The sequence below is a fragment of the Rossellomorea arthrocnemi genome, assembly GCF_904424705.1.
In the GTDB taxonomy this organism is placed as follows: Bacteria; Bacillota; Bacilli; order Bacillales; family Bacillaceae_B; genus Rossellomorea; species Rossellomorea arthrocnemi.
Genome location: NZ_CAJGBF010000048.1, coordinates 1 through 1,484 on the forward strand (window position 1 = coordinate 1; position 1,484 = coordinate 1,484).

The window sequence follows — 1,484 nt, forward strand, 5'->3', positions numbered from 1 at the left end:
CATTCAGTTGGGCACTCTAAGATGACTGCCGGTGACAAACCGGAGGAAGGTGGGGATGACGTCAAATCATCATGCCCCTTATGACCTGGGCTACACACGTGCTACAATGGACGGTACAAAGGGCAGCAAGACCGCGAGGTTTAGCCAATCCCATAAAACCGTTCTCAGTTCGGATTGTAGGCTGCAACTCGCCTACATGAAGCTGGAATCGCTAGTAATCGCGGATCAGCATGCCGCGGTGAATACGTTCCCGGGCCTTGTACACACCGCCCGTCACACCACGAGAGTTTGTAACACCCGAAGTCGGTGAGGTAACCTTTTGGAGCCAGCCGCCTAAGGTGGGACAGATGATTGGGGTGAAGTCGTAACAAGGTAGCCGTATCGGAAGGTGCGGCTGGATCACCTCCTTTCTAAGGAAGATTTACTAAAACGTTTGACAGTCGAAGTTTTGTTCAGTTTTGATGGTTTAACCAGGTTTTTTGCGAGAGCAAAATAACCATCCATCAGGGATTTTTGCGCAAGCAAAATATCCACCCATATTGTCTCTTCTGAGACAAATGTTTGTTCTTTGAAAACTAGATAAAGATAAATTGATAGTCAAGAAATTACCGAGTATCGCCATTTTAGGTTTTAAACCTGATGTAACAACCAATTCGGTTAAGTTATGAAGGGCGCACGGTGGATGCCTTGGCACTAGGAGCCGACGAAGGACGGGACTAACACCGATATGCTTTGGGGAGCTGTAAGTGAGCTTTGATCCAGAGATTTCCGAATGGGGGAACCCATTGTTCGTAATGGAACAATATCCTTACTTGAATACATAGAGTATGGAAGGCAGACCCAGGGAACTGAAACATCTAAGTACCTGGAGGAAGAGAAAGCAATTGCGATTCCCTGAGTAGCGGCGAGCGAAACGGGATGTAGCCCAAACCAAGAGGCTTGCCTCTTGGGGTTGTAGGACACTCTATACGGAGTTACAAAGGAATGAAGTAGACGAAGAAGTCTGGAAAGGCTCGTCAAAGAAGGTAACAACCCTGTAGTTGAAACTTCATTCCCTCTTGAGTGGATCCTGAGTACGGCGGGACACGTGAAATCCCGTCGGAAGCTGGGAGGACCATCTCCCAAGGCTAAATACTCCCTAGTGACCGATAGTGAACCAGTACCGTGAGGGAAAGGTGAAAAGCACCCCGGAAGGGGAGTGAAATAGAACCTGAAACCGTGTGCCTACAAGTAGTCAGAGCTCGTTAACGAGTGATGGCGTGCCTTTTGTAGAATGAACCGGCGAGTTACGATCCCATGCAAGGTTAAGTTGATAAGACGGAGCCGCAGCGAAAGCGAGTCTGAATAGGGCGAATTGAGTATGTGGTCGTAGACCCGAAACCAGGTGATCTACCCATGTCCAGGATGAAGTTCAGGTAACACTGAATGGAGGTCCGAACCCACGCACGTTGAAAAGTGCGGGGATGAGGTGTGGGTAGCGGAGA

Annotated in this window: 2 rRNA genes; both read left to right on the top strand. The window is 48.9% G+C overall.

Annotated elements, in window-relative coordinates:
* Positions 1-410: ribosomal RNA gene (locus BAA9072_RS23840) — 16S ribosomal RNA — on the top strand; the annotation flags it as partial.
* Positions 411-655: 245 nt separating this feature from the next.
* Positions 656-1,484 (top strand): 23S ribosomal RNA (locus tag BAA9072_RS23845); the annotation flags it as partial.